Raw genomic sequence first — 25,953 nt, 5'->3', positions numbered from 1 at the left:
TTAGCCTTTTGATTTTGCAGCGTCGGACTCAATTTTCTTGATTTCCTTCAATTTATCTGCAATTTTGGTTACAGCATCCGGGCTTGATGGTTTTAAAGCCACCTCAGCCTGAGCCATATCCCATTTGATCACTAAATTTCCTGTATTTTCACCAGTTGGGTTCAATGTGATTTCAAACCACTCCTGCTTATCTGCTAATGTATTCACAGGCACAGTAACGTCTACTACATCCTGCTTTGGATCATAAGTATACGCTCCCCACTGCTGGAAATCTTTATTTAAGATCACCTTCCATTCTTTCTCTGTCGGAACGATGAATAAACCGTAAGTTCCTGCAGGAACCACTTTTCCACCGAAATTAACAGACTGTCCGAAAGTGATTTTTGTAGATGAGTTCGCTCCTGCTCTCCAAACCTGTCCGTAAGGAACCAGTTCTCCGAAGATCTTACGCCCTTTTACGCCAGGTCTTCCGTAGTCGACGGAGACTTTAGACATTGAAAACTGCTGCTCAACTTTTTGACGCGGACTCGCTGCCGGCACCGAATAATCCTGAGCAAAACTGAAAACTGAAGCTGATAGGCAAACTGCAAATAGTAACTTTTTCACGTGTAAATTTTTGCCTAAAATTACGAAATCAAAACAAAATAGCCTTCTCCAATTCCAATAATTTTTGTTTCCTCCAGATTCCTCCGGCGTAGCCCACCAGTTCTCCGTTTGAGCCAATCACGCGGTGGCAGGGAATTAAAATCGCTATTTTATTGATTCCGTTGGCGGTTCCGACAGCACGGATTGCTTTTGGATTTCCTAAAAATTCAGATTGTTGCTTATACGTTCTCACCTCTCCGATTGGAATCTCTCTTAATAACTGCCAAACACTCTTCTGGAATTCTGTGCCGATAATATATAAAGGAACATCAAACGTTGTTCTGCTTCCGTCAAAGTATTCTTTTAACTCATCTTCCAGCTGTTGGAAATGCTTGTTTTCACCCTGTACAATTTCTGCATTCAACGCTTTGGATAATGAAGTGAATTGTTTCTCTATATTTTTACGATCTGTAAATTCAAGCAGACAAACTCCCTCATCAATGGCACAGGCGTACATGGTTCCCAGCGGAGTTTCAATTCTTTTAAGATCAATAATCATTTGTATTCTACTATTTTTGGGTAAAATTCCGAGAATATTTTTAAAGCTTTCATTAAATCCGCTCAGACTTTCGTAGCCTGCATCTAAAGCTGTTTCCATAATGCTTTCACCATTTTTGATTTTCTTAAAAGCTATATTCATCCGAAATGCTCTCTGAAAAGCCTGAAACGTCATCCCATGATTTTTTAAAAACCAACGGCGAAGCGTCACAGGATCAATCTTTCTTTCCAACAGCTCTGCATCCTTTATTTTTAATGACACATTTTGTGCTAATTCACTCAATAATTCCTGAATATATTGAGGCGTTTCATTTAATTTTTTCAGAGGCCGACATACTTTACACGCACGGTATCCATTCTCCATGGCTTCTTCAGTGCTTAAAAAAAATTCTACATTTTCTTTTTTAGGCTTTCGGGCAGTACAGGTTGGCCGACAAAAAATCCCTGTCGTTTTTACCGCCATCCAATAGATGCCTTCAAACGAAGAATCTTTGTCGAGCGATGCCTGATACATTCTGTCCTCTGTCAGTTTCATTACGATACAAATAGGGTTGAAAAACTTTTACTATTGATAATTTCTTTACCTTTTTCTTCTAATTTCTGATAAATATATCCATTGGCAAAGTTACCTGAAGAAATTCTTTTTACGTCTAAATTTCTCAAAATATTGAAATCTGGAAGTTCTGGCATCGCCATAACATTCACCGGAAGTTTCGTTGATTTTACGATGATTTCAATATCATTTTCAGCGGTGATACATGGTACGAAAATACCGTCGATTCCAGTTTCTTCAAATAATTTAATTCTTTCTAACGTCTCTTCCACAGGATTTTCCAAACCTAATAAAAATGGATCTGTTCTAAGATTGATGAAAATATCAATATCCTTTTCTCTTAATTCTAAAATAATTGATTTTAGCTTTTCGGTAAAAACTTCCTTATCTTCAATTTGTCTGATTCCATCAACTACAAAGCTGTCTTCAATATTAATTCCTACCACTCCGATCTCAGCGAGTTTTGAAATATTTAAAACTATTTCATCCGTATTTTTTCCGTAACCGCCTTCCAAATCTACCGTTAACGGAATTGATATGGTTTTTAAAATTCGATCAACAATATAAAGATACTCACTAAAGGTCATATTTTCACCGTCTTCGTATCCTAAACTATGCGCCACTGCCGAACTCGAGGTAGCCAACGCTTCATAGCCTAATTTCTCATACACTTTAGCACTTTGCGGATTCCACACATTTCCCAATACCAATGGCTCGTCATTTTGATGAAGCTCTCTGAAAGCCTGAACATTTGTCATATTTCTTTTTTGACAAAACTAGTTGATAAGGTCTCTTTATACAACCGAAAAATGGACAAGTATTTTTCAGAACAATTCATGTTTGATTATTAAAACTTTAGCCCGAAATATGCTTAGGTTTTAAATTCCATTAATGCTATTTAAAACTCTTTTTGCCTGTTCAATATGCCTCAAATTATGGTAAATGACAAACCGAAAAGTATCCCCCAAGCGTAATTTTATAAGTGTTGAAATGCTAATGCTGGTTTTTATTTTATTTAAACTTACATTTTGAGCATGATCTAATAATTTGAAGAGATGATTTTGTTGTTTAATGAATTCCGTCAAAACATCTTTATTAAGACGGCTGTGAATGGGATTCATATTTTTAAAAGTCTTCATCTTATTCACTTTTATTTTCGGATACATACTCTTTGCAAAATAATTACCCAATAGACCAGAAATAAAAACAGAATCTGAAATGCTACGAGACAATAAAATCCTTTGATTAATTTCAGGGATATAGAAATTTCCATACCTATTGAGATGCTCAATACATTCCATAATACTCCAACTATCATCAGATATTCTATAATTTAAATCACCTTCAGATCTGGGTAAGAGCTCTTCGACAAATACAATATTATCTGATGTGATACTTTTTAATTCCGATAAAAGTTGAGAAGAAGAAATTTTCATTACTGTTTTTTTGCAAATGTCCTTATCTGATTTTTACCAAACATTGATTCAACTCAAGATTTTTGCAATCTGGATAAAGTTTCCGGTGACATTCTCAGGTAATTGGCGATATATTTACTGGGGATTTCCTGAAATAGCCCCGGACTTCTTTTCAAAACCCTCTCCAAACGCTCTTTTGGTGAATTCATCAATAAATCTTTTTCTCTCTCAATTTGTTGCAATACCAAATCTTCTAAAATAAGAGTCCATAACTTTAAATTCTCATCATTTGACTTAATAAATCGGTAAAAATCTTTTTTTGAAGCCACCAAAACATCTGTCTTCTTTATTGCTTGAATAAAAAACTCTGATGGTTTACCCGACAAAAAAGAATCGAGAGAAACAACAATATTTCCGCTATATCCGAATCTGATAATGCGTTCTTCATTTTGATCTGTAATAAAAATCCTGACACTTCCATTTTTTATAAAATAGATTTGGGTATCAATGCTTCCTGAAATTTTCAGATATTCATTCCTCTTCAGTTTTCTTTCTTCGGAAAAAATACCGCTATTCAATAATATTTCAATCATATTTCTGATCATGGATCGTTAAAATTAATTAAAAAATAGATGATAATTTTTTATATTTAAATTTCATAAACTAATACGCCACTATAAAATGTTCAAGAAATTCATCCTTTTATCATTTCTACTCCTTTTATCTACCGTTTTAAAGGCGCAGGAAACCATCCCGTTTCGCCTGACCAAACATAATAACATCATTGTAAAAACGCTGGTTAATCAGAAAGATTCATTGCATCTTATGTTCCAGATTGCTATGGAAGAATGTTCCGTTTCACCCGAAAGAACCAGAAAAACCGATCATATTGTTTTTAAAAATGAAATAAGCGATGGGAATACAGTAAAAATTGGAACCAAAGAATATAAAAATATCAGATTTTTCGACAACGAATTTACAGGACATGAATCTGACGGAAAAATAGGAACAGGGATTTTTAAAGATCAGTATTTCAAGATCGATTATGATAACAGCCAGTTTGTTGTTTATAATCAAAAGCCTGATCTCAAAGATTATGAAGAAATAGACCTTCTATTCGAGAACGGACAGTTTTTTGTGGGCGCCGACAATATCATTAAAGACAAGCAACAGGAAGCGTATTTCCTATTACAGTCGGGATATTCCGGAGGTTTATTGTACAGCGATCAATTTGCGGAAGATCATCATTTAAATGAAAATTTAAAAATTATCGGTGAGAAAAAAGTGACCAATTCTTCTGGGAAAGTTTTATATACCAAACAGGGAATTCTGCCTTTTTTCAAAATTGGAAATTTTGTTTTAAAAGATGTAACCGCAGCATTTTTCACAGGAGAAATCAAAAATCAGAAAACCAATTATATTGCTGCAGATGTGATGCGGAGATTCAATTGGATCTTTGATGCAGACCGAAGGAAAGTGTATATCAGAAAAGCATGTATTTTAATGCTCCTTACTATAAAATGAATTAGAAAATTTTTCAAATATTCTTAAAATCAATTTGTGAGCATTCTTAAAAATAGAAAAATACAATAATAAATTCTCACAAAAATTTAATAATAATTAAACTATCTTGTACTATCCTGCTCTATCAATTTTTATTTTATAATTTTTTTATACATTTAAAAAATCAGAAATAGCTAAGTTTTAAAGGAAAATCAGAAGCAGATTGATCTAAAAATATTCATGAAGTAATCGGGTTTATCTTTTCAATTTAATTAAAGAACAGATAGTAATTTATAATATCAACCAGATCCATGAATAATGCGTATTCCGAAAGTTCGATTTCTTCTACATCAAAAAAGAGAAATTACGGACTTCCTCTGATTCTTATCACGAGTTTGTTTTTCTTTTGGGGATTTATCCATAATCTGGATCCCATTTTGATTAAACATTTAAGAAGTGCTTTTCAGCTGAATCATTTTCAGGCCTCACTGGTGGATTCCGCGGTTTTTGCAGCCTATTTTTTATTGGCCATCCCGGCAGGAATGATTATTCAGAAATACGGATATAAAACTGGAATTCTGGCGGGTTTATTTTTTTTCGCGGCGGGCTGTTTCCTCTTTGTACCGGCTGCGAATACGGTTAGCTATCCCTTTTTTCTTGCGGCTCTTTTTGTTTTGTCATGTGGTCTTGCCATTTTGGAAACCGCAGCAAATCCTTATATCACGATTTTAGGTGATCCGGAAAAAGCAACGCAACGATTAAATTTCGCACAGTCTTTCAACGGGTTAGCGGCTTCCATTGCTCCAATCATTGGTGGAATTTTCATTTTAGGAGAAGAACCGAAATCTCAGGAAGAACTTGCGACTTTAAGTGAAGCCGCAAAATTAGCTTACATTCAAGCCGAAACCTCTTTGGTAAAAGGACCTTATATCGTTTTAGGATTGATTTTGCTTTTGGTTATGATCTTATTTTTATTTATAAAATTACCTGAAGTAACTGAAAGCAAAGAAAAATCAACCAAAAATTTTCTACAGGTTTTAAGCGTGAAAAATGTGGGTTGGGGCGTATTAGCACAGTTCTTTTACATCGGAGCACAAATTTACATTTTCAGTTTTCTATTGGTTTTTGCAGAAGATGCAATTAATATGGCTGGACAAGAAGCAAAATATTACGCAGGTTTAGCTGGATTTTTATTTATGATCGGACGATTCGCAGGAACTTTTTTCATGAGATTTGTTTCTCCACAAAAACTGTTGAGAATCTACAGTATTATCAGTGTCATTCTTAGTATTTGGGTGATCGTCGGATCTGGGATTTCAACGTTATATGCACTTGTTGTCCTAACATTTTTCATGTCCATCATGTTTCCGACGATTTTCGCTTTGGGAATTGAAGGAGCCGGTTCCGAAACAAAATCGGCTTCAAGCTTATTGATTATGTCAATTGTAGGAGGTGCAATAATTCCACCGATTGCTAGTAAAATCACAGATATTTCAGGAAATATCCATTTTTCATACATTGTTCCTTTAATATGTTTCATCGTTGTATTTTTATTTTCATTAAGATTTAGAAATAAAAAACTCTCGACGTAATTGAATTACTATAAATAAAAGGTTTTTAGTCTTTGTCAAGTGAAATCGAAGACTATCTCCTTTCAGTCGATGAATAATATTTCGACGTAGTCAAACGCCTTTGCGAACTTAAAAACAATCAGTAGTAAAAAAATCTTAATGCCCTTTGTGTTCAAAAAAGAACCAAAAAAGTAAAAATGAGCAATTTAATTTTAAAAATAAATCAAAAAGACAATGTTTTAGTCGCTTTGCAAGACATTCCTGCAGAAACTGAAATTATTTTTGAAGGAGTAACTTATACATCTTTAGAAGCAATTCCTGCCAAACATAAATTCTTCATGAACGACATGAAGCAGGGCGACGAGATCTTCATGTACGGAGTTTTGGTAGGGAAAGTTCAGTACGATCTGGCTTCAGGAACGAGAATGACGACAGAAAATACAAAACACGCTGCAGATCCCTATTATTACCGCGAAGTTGATTATCAATGGACAAAACCTGATGTCTCAAAATTTTTACATAAAACATTTAAAGGATATCATCGCTCCAATGGCGATGTGGGAACGGCTAATTACTGGCTTTTTATCCCGACCGTTTTTTGTGAAAACCGTAATCTGGATATTATTAAAGAATCGCTTTACAATGAATTGGGATATGCCGTTGATGCAAAGTATAAAAATTACACCCATCAATTGGTAGAAGCCATTTCCAAAGGAAAAAATCTGGATGATATTGATTTTTCGCCTTCCAATATTCCTAATAAAGAAAGAGTTTTTAAAAATGTTGATGGAATCAAATTTCTGAATCATACCGGTGGTTGCGGCGGAACGAGACAGGATGCCGATACACTCAGCAAACTGTTGGCTTCTTATGCAGATCATCCCAATGTTGCGGGAGTTACTTTGTTAAGTTTAGGTTGCCAACATCTTCAAATCGACAATTTCAAAAAAGATCTCTATAACCGAAACCCTGATTTCAATAAACCCTTACTCGTTTTTGAACAGCAAAAAGCGGAAAGTGAAGAAATTATGATTAAAAAAGCCCTATTTGAAACCTTGAAAGGACTTTTGGAAATCAATAAAATAGAACGTGAAGAGGCCCCTTTAAGCAAACTCTGTGTAGGCGTAAAATGTGGCGGAAGCGACGGTTTCAGCGGAATTTCGGCTAATCCGTCAGTAGGACATCTCGCGGACATCCTTTCAGTTCTAGGTGCGAAAGTTTTGCTTGCTGAATTTCCCGAATTATGCGGAGCTGAGCAGGAATTAATCGACCGATCTATCAATAAAGAAACTGCTGAAAAGTTCATTAAACTCATGACAGAATATGATGAATTGGCGCATGCCGTCGGTTCAGGTTTCTTTATGAATCCATCTCCAGGAAATATTAAGGACGGACTAATCACCGATGCAATAAAATCTGCCGGAGCCGCGAAGAAAGGAGGTTCTTCTCCAGTCGTTGATGTATTAGATTATACAGAACCAGCCACAAAACCAGGTTTAAGCTTAGTTTGTACTCCGGGAAATGATGTGGAAGCTACCACGGGAAAAGCCGCTTCCGGAGCCACTTTAATTTTGTTCACAACAGGTTTGGGAACACCGACTGGAAATCCGGTTTGTCCGGTCATAAAAGTAGCAACCAATACGGCTTTAGCAACAAAAATGTCTGATATTATTGATATTGATACAGGTGCGATTGTTCGTGGTGAAAAAACCATTCAGGAAATGGGCGAAGATATTTTGGATTTCTGCATCGAAGTAGCCAGTGGAAATATTATTCCAAAAGCAGTCGCATTGAATCAGGATGATTTTATCCCTTGGAAAAGAGGTGTAAGTCTTTAAAAAGTTAATCTTTTAATCTTTTAATCTTTTAATCTTTTAATCTTTTAATCTTTTAATCTTTTAATTAAATATAAAATGTTTTCATTAAAAAATAAAAAAGCTGTTATAACAGGCGGAGGAAGCGGAATCGGACAAGCCATTGCTGTTCAGCTTGCCACCAATGGCGCAGAAGTTCATATCCTTGAAATTACCGAACAAAACGGACAGGAAACACTTGAAAAAATACAGTTTTCTGGCGGAAATGGGAAGGTTTATGCCTGCGATGTTTCAAAACAGAAAGATGTGGTGGCTGTTTTTGAGCAGATTGGAGCGATTAATATCCTCGTCAATAATGCCGGAATCGCTCACATCGGCAAAGCAGACACGACTTCGGAGGAAGATTTTGACAAGATTTACAACGTGAATATTAAAGGCGTTTACAACTGTTTGTTTGCCGGAATTCCTCAAATCAGAAAATCAGGGGGCGGTGTGATTATTAATATGGCTTCAATTGCCGCTTTGGTCGGAATTCCTGATCGTTTTGCGTACAGTACTGCAAAAGGAGCCGTAAAAGCAATGACGATGAGCGTTGCGAAGGATTATATCAATGAAAATATCAGATGTAATTCTATTTCTCCGGCGCGTGTTCATACGCCTTTCGTTGATGGATTTTTACAGAAAAATTATCCTGATAATATCGATGAAATGTTTGATAAATTATCGAAAACCCAGCCGATAGGAAGAATGGCACAACCTCAGGAAGTGGCTTCTTTGGCGCTTTATTTATGCAGCGACGAAGCTTCATTCATAACGGGAGTAGATTATCCTATTGATGGTGGTTTCACGACTTTAAATAATTAAAATTTTGTAAATAAATCATCCCTTCTGATTAGATTACGACTCCCCTAGCCCCGATAGAAGCGGCATCCTTTTGGGTTGCGGCTGGAGCAAAGCGGAAGCCGTAACCCAAAAGATAGAGTGGATAGCGGGATTAAGCTCCTAAAAAAAATTAAAATAATAAAAATTAAAAATGAAATTAATAAAATTCGGAAAACCGGGACAGGAAAAACCGGGGATTATCATTAATGATAAAAGATACGACGTCTCTCATCTGGTAAAAGATTATGATGAAAACTTCTTTTCCGGCGATGCTATAGAGAGATTAAAATCTGAAATAAATACCCACAATCTTCCCGAAATTTCTCAGGATGAAAGATTAGGATCTCCTTTGGCGAGACCATCTAAAATTATCTGTGTCGGATTAAATTATAAAGATCACGCAGCAGAAACCAATGCGCCAATTCCTACGGAGCCTATTCTGTTTTTTAAAGCAACGACCGCAATTGTTGGTCCGAATGATGATCTGACAATCCCGAAAAATAGCGTAAAAACGGACTGGGAAGTAGAATTAGCGATTGTGATCGGTAAAAAAGCGAGCTATGTTTCCGAAGAAAATGCGCTCGACCATGTTGCGGGTTACGTTTTGCATAACGATTACAGCGAAAGAGAATTTCAGCTGGAAAGAAACGGGCAATGGGTAAAAGGAAAAAGTTGCGATACATTTGCCCCAATTGGACCTTTTATTGCAACGCCTGACGAAATTGAAGACGTTCATAACCTTCGTTTATGGCTGAAAGTAAATGGAGAAATATTGCAGGATGGGAGCACTTCTAATCTGATTTTTGATGTTCCTTTTATGATAAGCTATATCAGTCAGTTCATGACCCTGCTTCCGGGAGATATTATCAGTACGGGAACGCCTGCCGGCGTTGGTTTGGGACAAAAACCGGAGCCGTGGTATCTGAAACCGGGCGATGTGGTTGAATTGGGAATCGATGGTTTGGGAAGCAGCAAGCAACATGTAAAAGCTTACGGAGCATGAAAAAATTCTGCCTCGCGCTTGACTTGATTGACGAATCTGAATTGATTGCTGAATACGAAAAGTATCATGAAAATATCTGGCCTGAAATCAAGCAAAGCATTTTAGATTCAGGAATTAAGAGCATGGAAATTTATCGGGTTCAAAATCGGCTTTTTATGATGATTGAAGCTGAGGAAAGTTTTTCTTTTGACGCTAAAAATAAAGCCGATAAAAACAACCCGAAGGTTCGTGAATGGGAAGAGTTGATGTGGAAATTCCAACAGCAGCTGCCCCATTCTAAACCCGGAGAAAAGTGGCAGTTGATGGATAAGGTATTTTCATTGTAATTTATTTTTTAAACCGCAAAAGATTGAAAAGATCATAGTTGAGAAGATAGAAGTTCAAAAGCTAACAAAATGTAACAAATTATTTATCAGTTGTTTCTCAACTTTTAACTTTCTAAAACATCAGAAATCTTTTGGTTCTTTTGCGGTCAATATATTCAGCAAAAATTAATCAGATGATTATAGATTCTCACGTCCATTTTTGGAAATTTGATCCGGTTCGGGATGCTTGGATTACGGAAAATATGATGGCCATCCGGAGAGATTTTCTTCCGGAGGATTTTTCATTATATCTAAATAAAAATCAAGTTAATGGTTGCATTGCCGTTCAGGCCGATCAAAGTGATGAAGAAACTGCTTTTTTGGTTGATCTGGCTACAGAAAATTCATTCATCAAAGGCATTGTCGGCTGGATTGATCTGACTTCTGAAAAGCTTGATGAAAAACTTCAAAATTATCGATCAGAAAAATTAATTAAAGGTTTTCGGCACATTGCAGAAGGCGAAAAAATGGGATTTTTACTTAAAGAAAATGTATGGAACGGAATCTCTAAACTTCATCAATACAATTATACTTTTGATATTTTATTAAGACAGCATCAACTTTCGGATGCGGTAAAACTTTCAGAGAAGTTGCCAAATCAACGTTTTATTTTAGATCATTGCGGAAAGCCGGATTTAAAAACAAATAATGTAAAAGACTGGAAATCAAACATTGAAGAACTTGCCAAAAATCCGAATATTTATTGTAAAGTTTCCGGGCTTTTAACCCAAGGAGATTGGAATTCCATTGATGAAAAATCAATTTTTGAAATTTTGGATTTTATCTTCCTAAATTTCGGAATCAAGCGTGTGGTTTTTGGAAGTGATTGGCCGGTAATGTTATTGGGAGGAAATTATGCTTTGTGGTTGAAATTAATTTCAAAATATGTCAGTCAGTTTTCAAAAGAAGAGCAGGAACTTTTTTTCTGCGGAAATGCTGTGAAGTATTACAGATTATAACTAAAATTTTAACCACAAAAGTCACAAAAGATTTTAGTAGAATGCTTTGAGAATATTGAGAGCATGTAAGTTTTAAAAATCAAAGATTTTTATTGTGGAAATATGATTAATCTAAAAAACTAACCTTTGCTGAGTGAAATCGAAGATTCGAAGAAATCAAACGCCTTTGCTTCAATAATTTAATAGTTAACTCATTAGAATCAGCGAAACTTCGTTTTGCGAACAGAAAATATGCAGAGCAAAATAAAAAAACTTTGCGTGCCTTGCGTTAAAAATAAAATAATCAATCATGAATTTAAATTTAGATCATAAAATAATCATTATCAGTGGCGGTGCCAAAGGCATCGGAAATGCCATTGCAAAAACCTTAGCTGAAGAAAAAGCATTCCCCATCATCATTGGGAGAAACGAAAATGATAATAAAAAAGCCGTTCAGGAAATCATAGATAACGGTGGAAAAGCCGACTTTGTGACGGCCGAACTTTCTCAACCTGAAGAATGTAAAAAAGCCATTGATGAAGTCGTAAAAAAATATGGAAAGATTGATGGTATCGTCAATAATGCTGGGGTAAATGATGGCGTTGGTTTAGAAAACGGTTCCTATGAAAAATTCTTAGAATCTTATCATAAAAATGTGGTGCATTATTATCTTTTGGTACATCATGCACTTCCCTATCTCAAGGAAAGCAAAGGTTCAATTCTAAATATCGGAAGTAAAACCGCAGAAACCGGACAAGGCGGAACTTCTGGTTATGCCGCTGCGAACGGAGCCAGAAATGCGCTGACAAGAGAATGGGCAGTTGAACTTTTACCCTACAGCATCCGTGTAAATGCCATTATTGTTGCCGAAGCCTGGACCCCACTTTACCAATCCTGGATTTCTACGTTTGAAAATCCAGAAGAAAAATTGAAAAGTATTACCTCAAAAATTCCTTTGGAAAACAGAATGACAACCTCGGAAGAAATTGCGAATATGGCAGCGTTTCTGTTATCTGAAAAATCATCGCATACCACGGGACAGTTGATTCATGTAGATGGTGGATATGTACATTTGGACAGGAGTTTGGGGTAATAAGCTGGATTTTATTAAGTTAAAATAAATTTATAAATTTGTCTAAAACAAAAAGATGGAATCTGCTACTTTAAAAAACATCAACAATATCCTAAAAGATGCTCGAGAAGAAGTTATTTTGGAAAGAGTTTTGGGCTATATTGAAGGTATTTTAGAAGACGAAAGCACCAATTTTAAACTTTCGGAAGAGCAAAAAGAAAGTCTTCAAAAAATAAAAGAAAGATCTTACGAGCAACATACTGAAATTGATACTTTTCTTAATGAAATGAATTCCAAGTACGGTATTTAAAATTATCATTTCTGATGAAGTAAAAGCAGATATTGAGCATTCTTATCTTTATTACAAAACTAAAGTCAATAAAAAAGTCGCCGATCAATTTTTCAAAGATTTCAGATTCACTTTAGGAAAAATTTCCAGAAATCCATATTTTAAAATTTGGTTTGAAGATTTTCATGGAAAACTTATGAAAAAAACTCCCATTTTTACTATTTTATACTGTAGATAAAAATGCGATGATAATTGTTATTGTAAGGGGGTTTCATACTTCACAAAATCCTGAAAAACATCCTTAAAATTACAAAAGATCATATATTTATTTCGAAACTTTCGAAAAAGAATGCATTAACGTAAAAAGTAAAATTTTCACTAAAATAGAACAACTTATTAATACGGCGCGGCTTTATGTGCATTGATCAGAAGTTTGGGAAGAATTTTTCTCATTTATGCAACAAATATTTACTATTTGGAATTATCACTGATGACTAATTTGAAGATTTTAAACTTTATCTAATGTTTAAATTTACTAACTTTGATAAAAATAAAGGCAATGAATTCTAATACATTACATATCATCAACCAAAAATTAAAAGATAAACCCGAAGAAATCCTTAAACAGGTTTTGGGTTATTTAGATGGAATTCTTGAAAAAAATCCTGAAAAAGACTGGTATGAGCATAATATGAATTACCAGTTAACAGAACAACAAAAACGTGAACTGGATGCGATGGAGAATTTAACGGATGATGATTTTATGCCGTTGGAAGAACTTCATAGAAAAATAGAAGAAAAATATGGTTTTTAAGATTGAATACACTTCTCAAGCTGAAAACGATATCATCAATGCGATCGACTATTATCATGAGATTGCATCCCGTAAAATTGCAAAGTCTTTTTATAAAAATCTGATCAATGCAGAAAAAATTTTAGTAAAAACACCATATTTCCAGAAAACGCACACCGATTTTCATCGGTTACCACTTAAAATTTTTCCTTATCTCATCATTTACAAAGTGGAAAAAGAAGAAAATATTATCAGAATTTACCGTGTTTTTCATACCTCACAAAATCCTGATAAATATCTATAAAAAAAGCGGAAGAAAAAATCTCCCGCTTTTATTTTATCTTAAACTGAAAACTACATCGTTTCCATTTTAAAGCTCATGCTTTCAAGAACTTTAAGAATTGCTTCAACTGTATCCATTGATGTTAAACATGGAACACCGTTTTCAACACTCATTCTTCTGATCTGGAAACCATCTCTTTCGGCTTGCTTCCCTTTCGTAGTCGTGTTTACAACGTATTGAACTTTTCCTTTCTGAATCAAATCGATAAGATTTACGTTATCCTCATCAATTTTATATCCGATTTTACAAGGAATTCCTTTTTCTTCGAAGAATTTAGCAGTTCCTTCCGTTGCCCAGATTCTGAAACCAACTTCATGGAATCTTGCTGCCAAATCAGCTGCTTCCTGCTTGTGCTTATCTGCAACTGTAAACAAGATCGAACCGTGAGTAGGAAGTTTCATTCCTGCAGCAACCAAACCTTTGTAAAGCGCTTTTTCCAGCGTTGTATCTTTCCCCATAACCTCTCCTGTAGACTTCATTTCTGGGCCTAAAGAGATGTCAACTTTCGTAAGTTTTGAGAAAGAGAACACAGGAACTTTTACATAAACACCTTCTTTATTCGGAACCAATCCGCTTTCGTAGCCTAGATCTTTCAGTTTCTTACCTAAAATTGCTTTTGTAGCCAAATTTGCCATCGGCACTTCCGTGATTTTTGACAAGAAAGGAACCGTTCTCGATGAACGTGGATTTACCTCGATTACATATACATTTCCATCGAAAAGAACGTATTGGATGTTCATTAATCCGATTACGTTTAATCCTTTTGCCAATCTTTTGGTATAATCAACCAAAGTATCGATCTCACTTTGTGAAATATTTTGTGGAGGATACACCGCAATTGAGTCTCCGGAGTGAACTCCCGCTCTTTCGATATGCTCCATAATTCCAGGAATTACCACCGTTTCGCCATCGCAAATTGCATCCACTTCCACTTCTTTTCCGACCATATATTTATCAACCAAGATTGGCTGATCCGGGCTTGCTTCTACCGCAAATTCCATATAGTGAGCTAATTCTGATTCTGTGTACACAATTTCCATTGCTCTACCTCCCAAAACATAACTTGGACGAACCAATACCGGATAACCGATTTCGTTGGCAATTTTTATCGCTTCCTCTTTCGAAGTTGAAGTTTTTCCTAAGGGTTGCGGAATTCCCATTTCCTGAAGGGCTTTTTCGAATTTATCTCTGTTTTCAGCTCTGTCTAAGTCTTCCAGAGAAGTTCCTAAAATTTGAACTCCATGAGAAGCCAATTTATCAGCTAAGTTGATCGCTGTCTGACCTCCGAATTGTACTACAACACCTTTTGGTTTTTCCAGTTCGATGATGTTCATTACATCTTCTTCCGTTAAAGGCTCGAAGTATAATTTATCTGAAATCGAGAAGTCTGTAGAAACCGTTTCAGGGTTATTGTTGATGATAATCGCTTCGTAACCCATTTCTTTGATCGCCCAAACCGAGTGAACGGTTGCGTAATCAAACTCAACTCCCTGTCCGATTCTGATGGGTCCTGAACCTAAAACGATGATTTTTTCTTTATCCGAAACAACGCTTTCGTTTTCTTCTTCGTAAGTTCCATAGAAATATGGCGTTTCAGACTCGAATTCTGCGGCGCAAGTATCTACCATTTTGTAAACCGGCATTACTCCGTTTTCTTTTCTGAAATTGAAAACTTCACGCTCTGTTACATCCCAAAGAACAGCGATATTTACATCTGCAAAACCTAATCTTTTAGCTTCAATTAAAGTTTCTTTGTCAAATTTATTTTCAGCGATAACTTTCTCGAAATCAACTAATTTCTTTAATTTCCAAATGAAAAATTTATCTATTTTGCTCCATTCTACAATTTGTTCCCAATCGTAACCTCTTCTTAAAGCATCACCGATGATGAACAATCTTTCGTCATCACAAACTCTGATTCTTCTTTCGATTTCTTCTGCTGTTAAAGCTGCAGCCTGTTTAGTTTTTAATCCTAAATGCTTGATCCCTGTTTCTAATGAACGGATGGCTTTCTGTAAAGATTCTTCAAGGTTTCTTCCGATAGCCATTACTTCTCCTGTAGCTTTCATTTGGGTAGAAAGTCTTCTGTCCGCAGTTTCAAACTTATCGAATGGGAATCTTGGGAATTTAGTTACCACATAATCCAAAGCCGGTTCGAAACAAGCATAAGTCTTACCTGTAACCGGATTCATGATTTCATCTAAAGTTAATCCTACTGCGATTTTGGCAGCGATCTTAGCAATCGGGTACCCTGTTGCTTTTGATGCTAAAGCTGATGAACGGGAAACTCTTGGGTTAACTTCGATGATATAATAGTCGAATGAATGTGGGTCTAACGCCAACTGTACGTTACATCCTCCTTCTATTCCTAAAGCTCTGATGATTTTTAGTGAAGCGTTTCTCAACAACTGATACTCTCTGTCTGAAAGTGTCTGAGAAGGCGCCACAACGATTGAATCTCCTGTGTGAACTCCAACAGGATCTATATTTTCCATGTTACAAACCACAATCGCGTTGTCGTTTGCATCACGCATTACTTCATATTCAATTTCTTTGAAACCTGCGATTGATTTTTCAATCAGACACTGAGTTACCGGGCTATGTTTCAATCCTAATTCAGCGATTTCTTTCAATTCAACCTCGTTGGAAGCGATACCACCTCCTGTTCCACCCATGGTGAAGGCTGGACGAACAATTACAGGATACCCGATATTATCAGCAAAATTTAATGCTCCTTCTACCGTATTTACGATGTCTGATTCTGGAACAGGCTCGTTCAATTCTCTCATCAATTCACGGAACAAATCTCTGTCTTCCGCTCTGTTGATCGCTGAAAGTTTTGTTCCTAAAACCTCAACTTTACATTCTTCAAGAATTCCTGATTTTTCTAATTCTACCGCCATGTTAAGACCTGTTTGTCCTCCCAAAGTTGGTAAAAGCGCATCTGGACGCTCTTTTCTGATGATATGACTTACAAACTGTAGTGAAATCGGCTCGATGTATACTTTATCTGCGATTTCAACATCCGTCATAATCGTTGCAGGGTTTGAGTTGATCAAAATTACCTTGTAGCCTTCTTCCTTCAAAGACAGACAAGCCTGCGTTCCTGCGTAATCAAATTCCGCCGCCTGACCGATGATGATTGGGCCTGAACCGATTACTAAAATTGTTTTTATATCTGTACGTTTTGCCATTTTTTATTTTAGATATGAGATGCCAGATGTCAGATTTCAGACTTTCCAGCGTTTTTGATTTGACTTAATTTTTTCACACATTGTCATTCCGTAGGAATCTAAACTTTATTTGTAAAGATTCTTCACTTCGCTTTCATTTCGTTCAGAATGACAAACTTACCGTATTACTTTTTGAAGTTTTCCATTAATTCAATGAACTCATCAAATAAGTAGTTCGCATCTTCTGGACCTGGACTTGCTTCCGGGTGATACTGAACTGAGAAACAAGGGTGAATTTTGTGTTTCAGACCTTCGTTTGTTCTGTCGTTCAATGCGATGTGTGTTTCAATTAAATCTGTATTTTTCAAACTTTCCTGATCGACGGCATAACCGTGGTTTTGAGAAGTGATCGCTACCGTATTTTTCTCTAAATCCAACACCGGGTGATTTCCTCCTCTGTGTCCGAATTTTAATTTGAAAGTTTTTGCGCCACAAGCCAAACCGATCAATTGGTGACCTAAACAGATTCCGAAAATTGGAACTTTTCCTAAGATTCCGTTAATCATTTCAAGAGCTTGCTGGTTATCTTCAGGATCTCCAGGACCGTTTGACAACATTACTCCGTCCGGATTCATCAACAAAATTTCTTCTGCGGTTACATCCTGAGAAACCACTGTGATATCGCAGTTTCTTTGAGATAATTCTCTGATAATCCCTAATTTAGAACCAAAATCTACCAATACTACTTTCAAACCTCTTCCCGGATTTGCGTAAGGCGTTTTTGTAGAAACCATTTCCACTTGGTTGGTTGGAAAGTTTGTTGATTTTAATTCTGAAACGACTGTATTTTCATCAGCATCAGCGTTTACAATCTTCCCTTTTACCACTCCGTAGTTACGAAGAATTCTTGTCAGTCTTCTGGTGTCGATTCCTGAAATTCCTGAAAGGTTTTTCTTTTTAAATAATTCATCTAAAGTAATCTGAGTACGGAAATTCGATGGTAAATCACAAAGTTCTTTTACGATAAGACCTTTAATTGCCGGTTCTATACTCTCATAATCATCTCTATTAATCCCATAGTTTCCGATTAATGGATAGGTCATACACACAATCTGACCGCAATAAGATGGGTCAGAAATCAGTTCCTGATACCCTGTCATTCCGGTATTGAAAACCACTTCTCCTGCAGTTTCCAATTCTGCTCCGAAACCTTCTCCATGAAACACTTCACCGGACTCCAGTATTAACTTTTTCTTCATTTTCTTTATTTAGATTTTCTTTTTTACTTTCTATTTTTCTTTTAACCACCCCGTCAAAAATTCTTTGAATTTTTGACACCCCTCCAGAGGAGGGGAATTGTGAGTGTTTTACTTTTTCCTTGATTCTTACTTAAAAGTATATCCTTCTTTTTCTAAGGCTTCTTTTAAAATCGCCATTCTTGCGAAAACACCGTTCTGCATTTGTTTGAAAACTCTTGAACGTTCGCATTCTACCAAATCTGTATCAATTTCTACTCCTCTGTTGATTGGAGCTGGATGCATGATGATCGCTTCCTTTTTCATTGCTTTTTCTCTTTCTTTCGTCAACCCATATTTTCTGTGGTAATCTGAAGCCGAGAAACTCATTTGTGAATCGTGCCTTTCATGTTGGATTCTTAATAACATTAAAACATCCACTTCAGCGATTAACTCATCAACACTTAAATATGTTCCGTTGATTAAAGCGCCTTCATCAAACCATTGTTCCGGTCCTGAGAAGTATACTTTAGCTCCTAATCTTCTTAAAGCTTCAGCATTTGAATTGGCAACTCGGCTGTGTTTTACATCTCCAACGATTCCTATTTTTAAACCTTCAAACTTTCCGAATTCCTGATAGATCGTCATTAGATCCAGCATACATTGAGATGGGTGGTTCCCCGTTCCGTCTCCTCCGTTGATCACAGGAATCTTTATATTTTTTAATTCTTCAAAATATCGGTCTTTCTTATCTCTGATTACAACAAGGTTGACCCCAACACTCTCAATTGTTTTTACCGTGTCATATAGACTTTCACCTTTGTTTACCGAACTGTGAGAGGCATCAAAGGGAACCACCTGTAATCCTAATTTTCTTTCGGCAATATCAAAACTTGTTTTCGTTCTCGTACTGTCTTCAAAGAAAAGATTGGAACAAAAAACTTCTCCTTCTATTTTAGCGGTTTTCCCATTGGCAAAAGCCAGTGCTTCTTCTACTATACTATTGATTCTCTCGGTGCTTAGTTCTGTAATTGTAAACATAATATCTTAAATTTTTTACAAAAAAAAAGCGAAGAAAATATCTTCGCTTACTATAAATAAATATCGTAAAGGGCGTCTACGCCCGGTAATTCTAATGATATAAATACTGTGTTATTCATTAGGTGCAAAGATACAAAAATTTCACAAACCACCAAAATCAAATTTTGATTTGGATTAAAAAAACTTAATCTCTCGTTATTTTCATTTATAAATATTATTTTTGTTACCACTCAACCTTATGATATGGATTTAAAAGACAGAATGATTCTCAGTATAATTCAGGAAGACTCAACCTATTCGGTGAAAGAAATTTCTGAAAAAATAGGACTTACCTTTACTCCCACCTATGAACGTATCAAACAACTGGAAAAAAACGGAATTATTGAGAAATATGTAGGTCTTTTGAATCGTGAAAAACTCGGTCTGAATATTGTTGTCTACTGTAATGTTCGTCTGAAAGAACAATCCCAAAAAGTTTTGGAAACATTCGAGAAAAACATTGGAAAACACGATGAAGTTCAGGAAATCATCAGTCTTTCCGGAGAATATGATTATATGTTGAAAATCATTGCAAAAGATATTAACTCTTATAATGAATTTGCCGTGAATATCATTTCAAACATTCCTAACATAGGACAATATCACAGTTCTATTGTACTTCACGAGGTTAAAAAATCAACTAAATTTAAAATTGATCTGGATTAAAATTTAAATTGTATCCAATCATCTTCTTAATAAATTAAAGATGCTTCGACTTCGCTCATCATGACAACGCTTCAAATAAATCGCTAATAAAGCAGTTTGTATTAGAGATGTCATGCTGAGCGTGCCGGAGCACCTAAAGTTTTTCGTTTAAAACGATCAACCCAATAATTTATTTTTCAGCTTATTAAACTGATATTCTATCTTATCGAGACAAAGATTTCCGATGCTTCCCTGATGGGTATGGTTTAGATTTCCGATTTCAAAATCAAACTCATTATTTTCAATTTCCTGCCCTACTTTTACATACGCATCCCGGAATGAACTTCCATTTTTTACTTCTTCATTGATTTTCTCAACGCTGAAAAGATATTTATACTTTTCATCTTCCAGAATCCCATCTTTCACCTGAATATTTGGTAATGTATAATTTAAAATTTCCAGACATTCTTTTAATGAATCTATTGCAGGGAAAAGGATTTCTTTCGTCAGCTGCATATCTCTGTGATAACCCGAAGGAAGATTATTCGTCAACAAAATAAACTCATTTGGCAACGATTGAATTCTGTTGCAACGCGCCCGAACCAATTCGAAAATATCCGGATTTTTTTTATGTGGCATGATACTGCTTCCCGTCGTAAACTCTTTAGGGAAACTGATAAAATCAAAATTCTGACTTAAATACAGGCAAACATCATAAGAAAACTTACCTAAAGTTCCTGCCAAAGTCGCCATTGCCATCGATAACATTTTCTCCGATTTTCCACGCGTCATTTGAGCATAAACAGAATTATAATTCATCGACTGAAAGCCTAAATTATAGGTCGTACTCTCACGATCAATCGGGAAAGACGAACCATAGCCCGCCGCCGAACCTAGCGGATTTTTATTAATGATATTTTTCACTGAAAATAACATTTCAACATCATCCAACAAAGCTTCTGCGTACGCTCCAAACCATAATCCGAAGGACGAAGGCATCGCAATCTGCAAATGCGTATATCCTGGAAGCAACACGTTTTTATGCTGCTCTGCCAATTGGATTAATATTTGAAAGAATTCGTCTGTTAAAGCGGTAATTTCACGAATTTCATCAACCAAATATAATTTGATATCCAGTAAAACCTGATCATTTCTTGAACGCGCCGTATGAATTTTCTTTCCGGTATCTCCTAATTTTTCAATTAAAATAGATTCAACCTGCGAATGAATATCTTCCGCATTTTTATCAATCTCAAACGTTCCGTTTTCGATATCTTCTAAAATTTCTGCTAAAACAGATAACATCTGCTTTGATTCTTCGTGGGTAATAATTCCAACTTCTGCCAACATTTTACAGTGCGCCATGGAACCTTTGACATCGTATTTTGCCAAACGCTCATCAAAATCAAGATCCTTTCCGACCGTGAACTTATTAACTAATATATTGGTGGCATTATCATCTTTCTGCCATATCTTTTTCATATTTTTTTCTTTAAAAATTTTGTTTGTTTTGACAACTCAGCAGAACTCCCTTATTATTTTGTACAAGCAATAAACATTTCCACATGGTAAAGCCTTTCATTTTTAATTTTAATTTTTGCATAAATCCCTATTAAAAACAGCCCAACTTCATCGCCTGCTGAGTACGGTCAAAACAGTAAAAAATTAATTATTTTTTTATAAATTTCTTTTGTCTTAAAATCGAAGATTCGACGTAGTCAAACAAAAGAAACAAAAATTGCCTCCGTAAAGTCGGCGAATGTTATTTCAAGACTGGAAACTTCCACTAAAAAATATTTTTATTCTCTAAAAATCCCAAAACTCGTGCGAATTGAATACTGGTTCTTCGATTCTAAATTTATGTCGCACTCAAAAAGTGGGATTTTATTAACGCTTATAAAATTATTTTTCTTAACGCTCCATTTTCCTAGGTCAATACCTTTACACTTCATAGACTTCCATCATCCATCTCCCCGCTTCCAGCCTATAAAACTTTCTCTAAAATCTTGATGTAAATCTCAATTCCTTCCGCAATTTCCTCGATGACAATAAATTCATCCGCTGTGTGAGAGCGCCTACTATCGCCAGGTCCAAGCTTTACAGAAGTACAAGGAATAATCGCCTGATCTGAGGATGTTGGTGAACCATAAGTTGACCTTCCGATTTCCAGACCGGCCTGAACAAAAGGGTGATCCATTTCAATTTTTGAAGAATTTAATCTGAACGATCTTGCCGTCAAAGTTGATTTCATCTGAGATTGGATGATTTCGAAAGCTTCTTTATTAGAATATTCGTCCGTAACTCTTACATCTAAAGTAAAAGCACAAGATTCCGGAACCACATTATGCTGAACTCCGGCATGAATTCCTGATAGCGTAACTTTAACTTCACCCAAATAATCTGAAATTTTAGGAAATTTGAAGTTCAGAATATTCTGAAGATCTTCCATACATTTGATAATCGAGTTATCGTTATTCGGATGAGCGGCGTGAGAAGGAGTACCTTTCATTTCCCCGTCAATGACCAAAAGTCCCTTTTCCGCAATCGCCAGATTCATCTGCGTGGGTTCTCCTACAATGGCGAGCTCCACATTCGGAAGCTGCGGAAATAAAGCTTCGATCCCGTCAAACCCTGAAATCTCCTCCTCGGCCGTCAAAGCAATAACTAAATTATATTTTAAATCTTCTTTATCAAAAAAATGTAAAAAAACCTGCGCCATCGAAACCAAAGAAGCGCCAGCATCGTTACTTCCCAATCCGAATAATTTACCATCTTTCTCAATAGGTAAAAACGGATCCAACGTGTAAGCCTTATTCGGTTTTACAGTGTCGTGATGGGTGTTCAGTAAAATCGATGGTTTGAAAACATCAAAATTTTTATTCACTGCCCAGATGTTATTTTTAAAACGTTTTGTCGGAATCTGATGTTTTTTGAAAAAATTTTCAATCTCCACGGACGTATTAAATTCATCTTTGCTGAATGACGGAATTTCAATCAGTTTTTTCAACAATTCTACTGCATTATTCAGTAATTCTTCTTTACTATAAACAGATTTCAGTTCCTGCATGATGATACTCTATATGGTTTTTTAGTTCGGTTTCTTTAATTAAGAATACCTTATTTACATTATTTTTCACTGCCCCCAAAGCGTTTTCTAACTTGGGAAGAATTCCTTTATGAAGTTTCCCTTCCTCTTTTAAGGTTGAAAATTCTTCTTCGGAAATATTTTTTATAACAGATTCAGGATCGTTTACATCTTCCAAAACGCCTTCTTTATCGAAACAATACAACAATTCAACATCATACTTCTCCGACAAAGACTGAGCGATAACCGACGCAATCGTATCTGCGTTTGTATTAAAAAGATGTCCTTTTTTATCGTGGGTAATTGCTGAAAATACGGGAACCAGTTCCAGTTTTAACAATTTTGAAATCAGCTTTTTATTGACGCTTTTTTCAGTAATATCTCCCACAAATCCGAAATCGATTTCTGCGTGTTCTCTTTTTTTAGCTTTAATTAAATTCGCATCTGCTCCGGAAAAACCCATTGCCTTGCATTTTTTATACTGAAGCTTCGCGACAATATTTTTATTAATCCCTCCTGCATACACCATCGCCACAATATCCAGAGTCTCTTTATCGGTGATTCTTCGTCCATTGATCATTTTCTGTTCAACCCCTAGTTTATCTGCTAAAGTTGTCGCCAATTTTCCACCACCATGAACAAGAATTTTCTTGTCCTGAATTTCTGCAAACTGCTCTAAGAATTGCTCTAATAACTCTTCGTCATCAATTAATGCTCCGCCAATTTTTATGATGTATAATTTTTCTTTCATACAAACCTTTTTTGAGAATCTTCAATTTTGTGAGAACCTTGTCAAGGTTTAAAACCTTGACAAGGTTTGCGTGATCTTTAATTGTTAAGAATTCAATTCGTCCAAGATTTCAGAGAAAACAGCTTGTGCGGAGAAAATTCGGTTTTTTGCCTGCTGATAAATGATCGAATTTTCACCATCCATCACCTCATCGCTCAATTCTACATTTCGACGAACCGGAAGACAGTGCATTACCTTTGCCTGATTGGTATTTTCCAGTTTTTCATTCGTCAACATCCAGCTTTCTTTTACTTCTGGCATCGCTGCATAATCATCAAAAGACGACCAGTTTTTAACATAGATAAAATCGGCATCTTTTAACGCTTCATCCTGATCATGGATTACTTGTACGTCTTTTGTAAAGTTTTTATCCAAATCATAACCTTCAGGATTAGTAATTACCAACTCAACATCCATTTCCTGCATCCATTCTGCAAAAGAATTTCCAACCGCATGAGCGATTGGTTTGATGTGAGGCGCCCAGGTTAAAACCACTTTAGGTTTACGTTCTTCTTTCCAATTTTCAGTGATCGTAATGCAATCTGCCAAACTCTGTAAAGGGTGGCGCGTTGCAGATTCCAAGGAAATAACCGGAACTTTTGCATGTTGCTCGAACTGGCTTAAAATGCTTTCGTTCACATCATCTTCCTTACTTTTCATTCCTGCAAAACAACGAACCGCAATGATGTCACAATATTGATTTAATACCTCAATCGCATCTTTGATATGCTCAACTGTATCGCCGTTCATCACCGCACCGTCTGCAAATTCTAAATTCCATGCTTCCTGAGCGGCATTTAATGTTAAAACATTTAAGCCTAAATTTTGCGCTGCAATCTGACTGCTTAAACGGGTTCTCAAACTTGAATTTAAAAATACAAGTCCGATCGTTTTTCCTTTTCCTTTCTCGGTTTCCGAAAGAGGATTTTCTTTAATTTGTAACGCTTTCTTTATAATATCCTGTAAGTTTTCAACATCACTTACAGAGGTGAATTTTTTCATTTTGAATTGATTTTAAAGATTTTCTAAAACAGTTTTTAAAGCACTGATGAACAAATCAGTTTCTTCTTTTTTAATGTTAAGCGCCGGAAGAATCCTCAACACAGCCTTATCATTAGAATTTCCCGTGAAAATATGATGATTGTACAACAGGCTGTTCCTCACTTCTGAGCAATCCCTGTCGAGTTCGATCCCAATCATCAATCCTTTCCTTCGGATCGTTTTAATATGTGGAAAATCTTTCAATTCATTTTCAATATAAGCTCCCATTTCCTGAGCATTTTCGATGAGATTTTCATCTTTCATCACGTCCAGCACCGCAATCGCCGCAACACAAGCTAAGTGATTTCCGCCAAAAGTTGTTCCTAACAAACCGTTACTTGCCTGAAATTTCGGATGAATCAAAACGCCACCAATCGGGAAGCCATTTCCCATTCCTTTTGCCGTTGTGATGATATCAGCTTCAATTCCGAATTCCTGATGAGCAAAGAAATAACCGCTTCTTCCGTAGCCTGACTGAACTTCATCCAAAATCAAAACGACATCATGTTTTTCACACAATTCTTTGATTTTAGTTAAAAATTCAATGGTCGGAATCATAATTCCGCCAACGCCCTGAATCCCTTCAATAATAACGGATGAAATTTCACTTCCTTGTTTTTCAAAAACTTCTTCAAGCTGTTCGATATTATTCCATTCAGATTTAATAAATCTTTCATCATAATTTACCGGAGCTACAATTTTAGGATTATCCGTCACCGAAACTGCCGCTGAAGTTCTTCCGTGGAATGAACCTGAAAAATACAGCACTTTATTTTTTCCGTTATGGAAAGAAGCCAGTTTTAAAGCATTTTCGTTCGCTTCAGCTCCTGAATTACATAAAAACAGATTATAATCTTCCAATCCTGAAAGTTTTCCTAATTTCTCAGCCAATTCAGTTTGCAATTCATTCTGAACCGAGTTGGAATAGAAAGATATTTTATCTAACTGGTTTTTTAATTGAGTCTGATAATGCGGATGGTTGTGCCCAATAGAAATCACAGCGTGACCTCCGTAAAAATCAAGATATTTTTCTCCTTTATTGTCCCAAAGAAATGACCCCTGAGCTTTTACCGGATTTATGTTGAATAATGGATATACGTTGAATAAATTCATCTTAGTTGATTGTTTTTGGTTGATAGTTGTTGGTTTTTCTAATAACTATCTTTTATTAATTTCTTTGTGTCTTGAAATCGAAGATTCGAAGCAGTCAAACAAAAGAA

Annotated in this window: 25 protein-coding genes; 12 read left to right on the top strand and 13 right to left on the bottom strand. The window is 35.8% G+C overall.

Translation table 11 applies throughout. From position 1 onward, the window contains the following. The 5 genes from VUJ46_RS00660 to VUJ46_RS00640 all read right to left on the bottom strand — a co-directional run bounded on the left by VUJ46_RS00660 (window position 1) and on the right by VUJ46_RS00640 (window position 3,704). The gene (locus VUJ46_RS00660; protein ID WP_326983090.1) at window positions 1-606 is read right to left on the bottom strand and encodes a DUF2911 domain-containing protein; all 606 of its coding nucleotides are present in this window, start codon (window positions 604-606) and stop codon (window positions 1-3) included. Between the two features lie 28 nt (window positions 607-634). Then, window positions 635-1,678, bottom strand: coding sequence for a bifunctional transcriptional activator/DNA repair enzyme AdaA (locus VUJ46_RS00655; RefSeq protein ID WP_326983089.1), 1,044 nt, complete (start codon window positions 1,676-1,678; stop codon window positions 635-637). Further along, window positions 1,678-2,454 carry an isocitrate lyase/PEP mutase family protein gene (locus tag VUJ46_RS00650; RefSeq protein ID WP_326983088.1) on the bottom strand — a complete coding sequence of 259 codons (777 nt, stop codon included), beginning with the start codon at window positions 2,452-2,454 and terminating at the stop codon, window positions 1,678-1,680. The genes VUJ46_RS00655 and VUJ46_RS00650 overlap by 1 nt, the downstream gene beginning before the upstream one ends. A gap of 120 nt (window positions 2,455-2,574) precedes the next feature. Continuing rightward, window positions 2,575-3,132 carry a DinB family protein gene (locus tag VUJ46_RS00645; protein WP_326983087.1) on the bottom strand — a complete coding sequence of 186 codons (558 nt, stop codon included), beginning with the start codon at window positions 3,130-3,132 and terminating at the stop codon, window positions 2,575-2,577. Between the two features lie 53 nt (window positions 3,133-3,185). Beyond that, window positions 3,186-3,704: a Crp/Fnr family transcriptional regulator gene (locus tag VUJ46_RS00640; protein WP_326983086.1), complete on the bottom strand. Its 519-nt coding sequence runs from the start codon at window positions 3,702-3,704 to the stop codon at window positions 3,186-3,188. Between the two features lie 88 nt (window positions 3,705-3,792). On the opposite strand from VUJ46_RS00640, the gene VUJ46_RS00635 reads away from it, so the two are divergent. The 11 genes from VUJ46_RS00635 (at window position 3,793) to VUJ46_RS00585 (ending at window position 13,645) form a co-directional block, all read left to right on the top strand. Further along, complete coding sequence (locus VUJ46_RS00635; protein WP_326983085.1) at window positions 3,793-4,635, top strand: hypothetical protein; 843 nt, start codon at window positions 3,793-3,795, stop codon at window positions 4,633-4,635. A gap of 290 nt (window positions 4,636-4,925) precedes the next feature. Next, window positions 4,926-6,206: an L-fucose:H+ symporter permease gene (gene fucP / locus VUJ46_RS00630; protein ID WP_326983084.1), complete on the top strand. Its 1,281-nt coding sequence runs from the start codon at window positions 4,926-4,928 to the stop codon at window positions 6,204-6,206. A gap of 176 nt (window positions 6,207-6,382) precedes the next feature. Continuing rightward, window positions 6,383-8,023 (top strand): UxaA family hydrolase, encoded by a 1,641-nt coding sequence (locus tag VUJ46_RS00625; protein WP_326983083.1) that lies wholly within the window; start codon window positions 6,383-6,385, stop codon window positions 8,021-8,023. 75 nt (window positions 8,024-8,098) lie between these two features. Further along, window positions 8,099-8,863 carry an SDR family NAD(P)-dependent oxidoreductase gene (locus tag VUJ46_RS00620; protein WP_326983082.1) on the top strand — a complete coding sequence of 255 codons (765 nt, stop codon included), beginning with the start codon at window positions 8,099-8,101 and terminating at the stop codon, window positions 8,861-8,863. A gap of 169 nt (window positions 8,864-9,032) precedes the next feature. After that, window positions 9,033-9,884 (top strand): fumarylacetoacetate hydrolase family protein, encoded by an 852-nt coding sequence (locus tag VUJ46_RS00615; protein WP_326983081.1) that lies wholly within the window; start codon window positions 9,033-9,035, stop codon window positions 9,882-9,884. Continuing rightward, window positions 9,881-10,210, top strand: coding sequence for an L-rhamnose mutarotase (locus tag VUJ46_RS00610; protein WP_326983080.1), 330 nt, complete (start codon window positions 9,881-9,883; stop codon window positions 10,208-10,210). Before VUJ46_RS00615 ends, VUJ46_RS00610 begins: the two co-directional genes overlap by 4 nt. Window positions 10,211-10,383: 173 nt before the next feature. Then, a complete protein-coding gene (locus VUJ46_RS00605; protein ID WP_326983079.1) occupies window positions 10,384-11,208 on the top strand; it encodes an amidohydrolase family protein in 825 nt (274 codons plus the stop codon). 289 nt (window positions 11,209-11,497) lie between these two features. Further along, on the top strand, window positions 11,498-12,280 hold the full coding sequence (locus tag VUJ46_RS00600) for an SDR family oxidoreductase (protein ID WP_326983078.1): 783 nt from the start codon (window positions 11,498-11,500) through the stop codon (window positions 12,278-12,280). A 55-nt stretch (window positions 12,281-12,335) separates the two neighbouring features. Beyond that, complete coding sequence (locus tag VUJ46_RS00595) at window positions 12,336-12,569, top strand: hypothetical protein (protein ID WP_326983077.1); 234 nt, start codon at window positions 12,336-12,338, stop codon at window positions 12,567-12,569. A gap of 538 nt (window positions 12,570-13,107) precedes the next feature. After that, window positions 13,108-13,362 carry a hypothetical protein gene (locus VUJ46_RS00590; RefSeq protein ID WP_326983076.1) on the top strand — a complete coding sequence of 85 codons (255 nt, stop codon included), beginning with the start codon at window positions 13,108-13,110 and terminating at the stop codon, window positions 13,360-13,362. Next, complete coding sequence (locus VUJ46_RS00585) at window positions 13,352-13,645, top strand: type II toxin-antitoxin system RelE/ParE family toxin (RefSeq protein WP_326983075.1); 294 nt, start codon at window positions 13,352-13,354, stop codon at window positions 13,643-13,645. Before VUJ46_RS00590 ends, VUJ46_RS00585 begins: the two co-directional genes overlap by 11 nt. Window positions 13,646-13,695: 50 nt before the next feature. Here VUJ46_RS00585 and carB read toward each other — a convergent pair whose 3' ends face one another. The 3 genes from carB to VUJ46_RS00570 form a co-directional block, all read right to left on the bottom strand. Then, window positions 13,696-16,878: a carbamoyl-phosphate synthase large subunit gene (gene carB, locus VUJ46_RS00580; RefSeq protein ID WP_326983074.1), complete on the bottom strand. Its 3,183-nt coding sequence runs from the start codon at window positions 16,876-16,878 to the stop codon at window positions 13,696-13,698. Window positions 16,879-17,042: 164 nt separating this feature from the next. Next, on the bottom strand, window positions 17,043-18,116 hold the full coding sequence (locus tag VUJ46_RS00575) for a carbamoyl phosphate synthase small subunit (RefSeq protein WP_326983073.1): 1,074 nt from the start codon (window positions 18,114-18,116) through the stop codon (window positions 17,043-17,045). Between the two features lie 126 nt (window positions 18,117-18,242). After that, window positions 18,243-19,133 carry an aspartate carbamoyltransferase catalytic subunit gene (locus VUJ46_RS00570; protein WP_326983072.1) on the bottom strand — a complete coding sequence of 297 codons (891 nt, stop codon included), beginning with the start codon at window positions 19,131-19,133 and terminating at the stop codon, window positions 18,243-18,245. Between the two features lie 243 nt (window positions 19,134-19,376). Here VUJ46_RS00570 and VUJ46_RS00565 point away from each other — a divergent pair, with 243 nt between their 5' ends. Continuing rightward, complete coding sequence (locus tag VUJ46_RS00565) at window positions 19,377-19,838, top strand: Lrp/AsnC family transcriptional regulator (RefSeq protein WP_326983071.1); 462 nt, start codon at window positions 19,377-19,379, stop codon at window positions 19,836-19,838. Window positions 19,839-19,994: 156 nt separating this feature from the next. Here VUJ46_RS00565 and argH read toward each other — a convergent pair whose 3' ends face one another. The 5 genes from argH to VUJ46_RS00540 all read right to left on the bottom strand — a co-directional run bounded on the left by argH (window position 19,995) and on the right by VUJ46_RS00540 (window position 25,846). Beyond that, a complete protein-coding gene (gene argH, locus VUJ46_RS00560) occupies window positions 19,995-21,299 on the bottom strand; it encodes an argininosuccinate lyase (RefSeq protein ID WP_326983070.1) in 1,305 nt (434 codons plus the stop codon). Between the two features lie 502 nt (window positions 21,300-21,801). Beyond that, complete coding sequence (locus VUJ46_RS00555; RefSeq protein WP_326983069.1) at window positions 21,802-22,884, bottom strand: M20 family metallo-hydrolase; 1,083 nt, start codon at window positions 22,882-22,884, stop codon at window positions 21,802-21,804. Next, entirely contained in the window at window positions 22,859-23,653 is a 795-nt protein-coding gene (gene argB, locus VUJ46_RS00550; protein WP_326983068.1) for an acetylglutamate kinase, read from the bottom strand. Before argB ends, VUJ46_RS00555 begins: the two co-directional genes overlap by 26 nt. A gap of 84 nt (window positions 23,654-23,737) precedes the next feature. Continuing rightward, complete coding sequence (locus VUJ46_RS00545; protein ID WP_326983067.1) at window positions 23,738-24,694, bottom strand: N-acetylornithine carbamoyltransferase; 957 nt, start codon at window positions 24,692-24,694, stop codon at window positions 23,738-23,740. 12 nt (window positions 24,695-24,706) lie between these two features. Further along, a complete protein-coding gene (locus VUJ46_RS00540) occupies window positions 24,707-25,846 on the bottom strand; it encodes an aspartate aminotransferase family protein (RefSeq protein ID WP_326983066.1) in 1,140 nt (379 codons plus the stop codon). Window positions 25,847-25,953 lie beyond the last annotated feature (107 nt).

The organism is Chryseobacterium sp. MYb264 (assembly GCF_035974275.1).
In the GTDB taxonomy this organism is placed as follows: domain Bacteria; phylum Bacteroidota; class Bacteroidia; order Flavobacteriales; family Weeksellaceae; genus Chryseobacterium.
This window is presented reverse-complemented; position numbering and strand designations above follow the sequence as displayed.

Bases quoted from the DNA above. Each gene is read 5' to 3' on its own strand.
- VUJ46_RS00545 (WP_326983067.1), bottom strand. From the start codon at position 24,694: ATGAAAAAATTCACCTCTGTAAGTGATGTTGAAAACTTACAGGATATT.
- VUJ46_RS00555 (WP_326983069.1), bottom strand. From the start codon at position 22,884: ATGCAGGAACTGAAATCTGTTTATAGTAAAGAAGAATTACTGAATAAT.
- argB (WP_326983068.1), bottom strand. From the start codon at position 23,653: ATGAAAGAAAAATTATACATCATAAAAATTGGCGGAGCATTAATTGAT.
- VUJ46_RS00650 (WP_326983088.1), bottom strand. From the start codon at position 2,454: ATGACAAATGTTCAGGCTTTCAGAGAGCTTCATCAAAATGACGAGCCA.
- VUJ46_RS00645 (WP_326983087.1), bottom strand. From the start codon at position 3,132: ATGAAAATTTCTTCTTCTCAACTTTTATCGGAATTAAAAAGTATCACA.
- VUJ46_RS00655 (WP_326983089.1), bottom strand. From the start codon at position 1,678: ATGAAACTGACAGAGGACAGAATGTATCAGGCATCGCTCGACAAAGAT.
- VUJ46_RS00595 (WP_326983077.1), top strand. From the start codon at position 12,336: ATGGAATCTGCTACTTTAAAAAACATCAACAATATCCTAAAAGATGCT.
- VUJ46_RS00635 (WP_326983085.1), top strand. From the start codon at position 3,793: ATGTTCAAGAAATTCATCCTTTTATCATTTCTACTCCTTTTATCTACC.
- VUJ46_RS00625 (WP_326983083.1), top strand. From the start codon at position 6,383: ATGAGCAATTTAATTTTAAAAATAAATCAAAAAGACAATGTTTTAGTC.
- VUJ46_RS00600 (WP_326983078.1), top strand. From the start codon at position 11,498: ATGAATTTAAATTTAGATCATAAAATAATCATTATCAGTGGCGGTGCC.
- argH (WP_326983070.1), bottom strand. From the start codon at position 21,299: ATGAAAAAGATATGGCAGAAAGATGATAATGCCACCAATATATTAGTT.
- carB (WP_326983074.1), bottom strand. From the start codon at position 16,878: ATGGCAAAACGTACAGATATAAAAACAATTTTAGTAATCGGTTCAGGC.
- VUJ46_RS00620 (WP_326983082.1), top strand. From the start codon at position 8,099: ATGTTTTCATTAAAAAATAAAAAAGCTGTTATAACAGGCGGAGGAAGC.
- VUJ46_RS00575 (WP_326983073.1), bottom strand. From the start codon at position 18,116: ATGAAGAAAAAGTTAATACTGGAGTCCGGTGAAGTGTTTCATGGAGAA.
- VUJ46_RS00610 (WP_326983080.1), top strand. From the start codon at position 9,881: ATGAAAAAATTCTGCCTCGCGCTTGACTTGATTGACGAATCTGAATTG.
- VUJ46_RS00615 (WP_326983081.1), top strand. From the start codon at position 9,033: ATGAAATTAATAAAATTCGGAAAACCGGGACAGGAAAAACCGGGGATT.
- VUJ46_RS00585 (WP_326983075.1), top strand. From the start codon at position 13,352: ATGGTTTTTAAGATTGAATACACTTCTCAAGCTGAAAACGATATCATC.
- VUJ46_RS00570 (WP_326983072.1), bottom strand. From the start codon at position 19,133: ATGTTTACAATTACAGAACTAAGCACCGAGAGAATCAATAGTATAGTA.
- VUJ46_RS00565 (WP_326983071.1), top strand. From the start codon at position 19,377: ATGGATTTAAAAGACAGAATGATTCTCAGTATAATTCAGGAAGACTCA.
- fucP (WP_326983084.1), top strand. From the start codon at position 4,926: ATGAATAATGCGTATTCCGAAAGTTCGATTTCTTCTACATCAAAAAAG.
- VUJ46_RS00590 (WP_326983076.1), top strand. From the start codon at position 13,108: ATGAATTCTAATACATTACATATCATCAACCAAAAATTAAAAGATAAA.
- VUJ46_RS00605 (WP_326983079.1), top strand. From the start codon at position 10,384: ATGATTATAGATTCTCACGTCCATTTTTGGAAATTTGATCCGGTTCGG.
- VUJ46_RS00540 (WP_326983066.1), bottom strand. From the start codon at position 25,846: ATGAATTTATTCAACGTATATCCATTATTCAACATAAATCCGGTAAAA.
- VUJ46_RS00640 (WP_326983086.1), bottom strand. From the start codon at position 3,704: ATGATTGAAATATTATTGAATAGCGGTATTTTTTCCGAAGAAAGAAAA.